The sequence below is a fragment of the uncultured Pelagibacterium sp. genome, assembly GCF_963972885.1.
GTDB classification, from domain to species: domain Bacteria; phylum Pseudomonadota; class Alphaproteobacteria; order Rhizobiales; family Devosiaceae; genus Pelagibacterium; species Pelagibacterium nitratireducens.
On sequence record NZ_CAXAXY010000160.1, the window covers coordinates 1 to 3,185 of the forward strand.

Sequence of the window (3,185 nt, forward strand, 5' to 3'; positions counted from 1 at the left end):
GGTGGGTCAAATCTCGGTGAAAATACCGGGTCAGTTCTCAGTGACAATCAACAATAGCTGACAAGCAGGGACTCCTTGATCGCTTCCTCATCGGTGATACCGGTTGGCTGAACCTGGTAGATGCGTTCTGCTGCACCCGACGTGCTGTCGACGAGGACCGTAAACACTTCGGTTTCGCGCAGGGGCAACATAACCGTAATGGTCAGGGCCAACAGCACGGATACGGCGCAGGAACAGCCCGCAACGATCCATGCGGCGCGCGCTGCCCGGCGCGGACCCATCACCAAATCGATATCGAAATCACTCATGACTATCCCTTCTTCATCTTTCCGGCGAGCTTGACCGCACCGCCCGCATAGCTCCCGGCACGGGCCGCGCTGGACGATCGGTCGGAGACGCCTTGTCCCTGAAGTCCTGCATTGAAGCCCCGTCGCATGTCATCTCCGCCCCGGATCGCGGCACCGGTATTGCGCCACGCGTTCCCGGGCATCCGCACGGCATTTGCACCGATCGAGGCGAGGCCGATGTTCGTGGCGGCAAGCCCTTGCGCGAAAGTTGGCACGAGCAACATCAGGCCAGCGCCGATCATCATCACCACGACGAACGAAATCGCGTCCCCGAGTGTTTCGACGCTGTCGAGGCTATCAGGCGCGACAGCTTCACCCGTCGCTATGGTGAAGCCAGCCATGGCAGCCACGAAAAGCGGCACGAAGGAAAAACCGATGGCGAGTTTGACCCATGCCTCGAACAGTGGCGCCGATTGTTTGAATAATGTGCAAGCCACGACCACAGGTGCGATGGCGATTAATACCGCCAACATGATCTTGGCGGCCGACAGAACGATGATGGTGATCGTCGCCATGGCGGCGGCCACAAGAAACATGACCACGCTGGTCATGGCACCGGCCAGCCAGCCTCCATTCTGGCTGATCGCCTGCCCGACATTCAGGGCTTGGGAGTAGAGATCGTCTATGCCGTCATAAAGGTTTGTGACATCACCACCTGAGAGGGAGTTGAGAATACCTGCACCAAGTTCGGCAGGAGCATTTGTCAGCGCTTCGTACGGAACAGAAAGGTTTGCGTAGATCAAAAACACATTGACCAGCACAATGCGCAGCCCTACCGACACGATTGTGGAAACCGAGAGCGGCACGGCTTGCAGACCCACATTTGCGCCTACAAGAACGACCACCAACGCAGATGCGGTCTGTACAACCGGGCGTACTGCGGCAACCGTATCAGCATACGTGTCAGCTGCCACGCCCGCGACAGTGGCATCTACCAATGCCAGAACCTCAGCGATTATGGCCATCCTTAACTACCACACCGCTCCAATTGGAAGTTCTGATAGCGCTCGTTTACATCTGACCAATCGCTGCGACGGTATTTGCGAAAGACGCTGAAATCGCTGGTAGTTGCATCCTGCGCCGGTTTGCCAATTCGTTCCTGCGTAAACGCATCGAGCGACCCGAGATCATAGATGCAGCCGCAGAAGCCCTGCGACATTGCAAGCTCTCTCAGGTCGGTGCCGAAGCCCCATCGAACCGCTCCACGGAAAATCTCGTTGCCGAAAAACTCAGTGTCCGGATAGCTGAAGGTGCAGGTTTGCGGCTTCGGGAACATCAAGAGCCCTCTTGCCTGTACCTCGCGCATGAGATCGAGGAGGCGTTCTTCCTCCCCATTTTCGGTGGCAGTGACGACCTCCCCGAGCAACGTATCGTCGGGCAGGTCTTGCAAGTCTTCCGCCCAGGCACTGCCTGCCAGGGCGATGAAAACTGCAAGTGCTTTGAGTGATGTATTCAAGGGTCAGTCCTCGGCGCCGGAAAAATCAAAGAAGGAGCGTGTGCGGGCCTGCTCGGCCGCGAAATCAATGCCGTTTTGACCTTGCGCCAAGCCTTGGGCGGCATTCAGGCGCCACATCTGGCCCAGCATGTAATTCGTCTCTGCGGCCATACGCGTGTTGAGATCGATCGATTCCTTGAGCGTTTCCTGTTCGCCAATCGCTTCCACCAGCCCATCGATACGCTCGATGCTCTGGGCGGCTTCCTCATAGGAAATTTGGGCTTGCCCGATAACCATGGCATTGGCAGCCGCCAGATCGGCTATGGCAGCGCCTTGCGGGTTCCCGGCGTCGTTCAGCTCGGTGAGTTTTTCCGAGGTGAACCCCGCACTGGCCATCGTCTCGCGCATGGCATCGGCGGCCCGGCGCTCTCCCATGGTGACGTCGCCATCGAGCAGATCGTCCAGCAGGCTGTCAAAATTCCCGAGCGACAGACTGTCCATGAAACCCGATAGATCGGTGATCTTCTGGGCGCGGGCACGCAGGTCCTCCACATCGTTGTAAAGGGCTGCGATTTCATTCAGGCCGGTAATTGAACCCAGGACGTCATCAAGAAGGCCCTGAATAACAGTGAGGCGCTCGATCTGGGTGCGCAATTCCTCGATTTGCTGAAGCTGGTTTTCCGCATCGCGCAGCGCGGCCTGCAGCTGCTCGATATTCTGCGCGAGGTTCGATCCATCGATCACTGGCACGCCCTGAGCGAAAGCAGGGGGCAGGTGGGCCGCCATGAGCGTGCCCGCGACAAGGATAGCGGCAAGGCGGGTCTCAGCCTTCATCGGAATACCTCCAGAAAGTGGATTGCTCCAGGTGATCGGCGGCCTCGGTCAAACCTTGTGCCGCTTCGACTTTCACGTGGGCCGCGCGCAGACGCAGTGTCAGCGCCATGAGCCGCGCCCGTTCAGCAAGCATATAGGTGGAGCGGTCCAGCGCCTCTTTTGCGTTACGGGGCGGATCTTCACGCAAAAGCGCCGCGATCCTCGTCATGGCCTGATCGATCTGTGTGCCCATGTAGGCGCCATAGCCGACCGAGGCATCCGCCCAGTTGCCCCAGGCGGCCGAGGTGCCATCGAAGCCCGCCAGTGACCCCGTCATTTCGACGCCGGTGATGGTGCCAAGATAGTCGTTGTAATAGCCGTTGATGCGCCGGACGTAGGTCTGGGTTTCCTCGAAAGGAGGCACACCACCATACTCGAGAACACGGCCAGGACCTGCATTATAGGCCGCCAGAGCGTGATCGATCCGACCGAAGCGGTTCAGTTGCGTGAGAATGTAGCGTGCGCCACCGTCCAGGTTTTCCCAAGGATCATACGGGTTCACACCGAGATCCGATGCTGTGCCCGGCATC

Annotated in this window: 5 protein-coding genes; all 5 read right to left on the reverse strand. The window is 58.7% G+C overall.

The features are described 5' to 3' along the window. Positions 1-47 precede the first annotated feature (47 nt). Complete coding sequence (locus tag AACZ55_RS15820; protein ID WP_339647633.1) at positions 48-308, reverse strand: VirB8/TrbF family protein; 261 nt, start codon at positions 306-308, stop codon at positions 48-50. A 2-nt stretch (positions 309-310) separates the two neighbouring features. Beyond that, positions 311-1,312 (reverse strand): type IV secretion system protein, encoded by a 1,002-nt coding sequence (locus tag AACZ55_RS15825; RefSeq protein WP_339647635.1) that lies wholly within the window; start codon positions 1,310-1,312, stop codon positions 311-313. 2 nt (positions 1,313-1,314) lie between these two features. Then, complete coding sequence (locus tag AACZ55_RS15830) at positions 1,315-1,803, reverse strand: hypothetical protein (protein ID WP_089852529.1); 489 nt, start codon at positions 1,801-1,803, stop codon at positions 1,315-1,317. A 3-nt stretch (positions 1,804-1,806) separates the two neighbouring features. Continuing rightward, a complete protein-coding gene (locus AACZ55_RS15835; RefSeq protein WP_339647639.1) occupies positions 1,807-2,616 on the reverse strand; it encodes a type IV secretion system protein in 810 nt (269 codons plus the stop codon). Next, on the reverse strand, positions 2,606-3,185 hold a 580-nt coding region (locus tag AACZ55_RS15840; protein WP_229992983.1), incomplete at its 5' end, for a lytic transglycosylase domain-containing protein. The genes AACZ55_RS15840 and AACZ55_RS15835, both read right to left, overlap by 11 nt.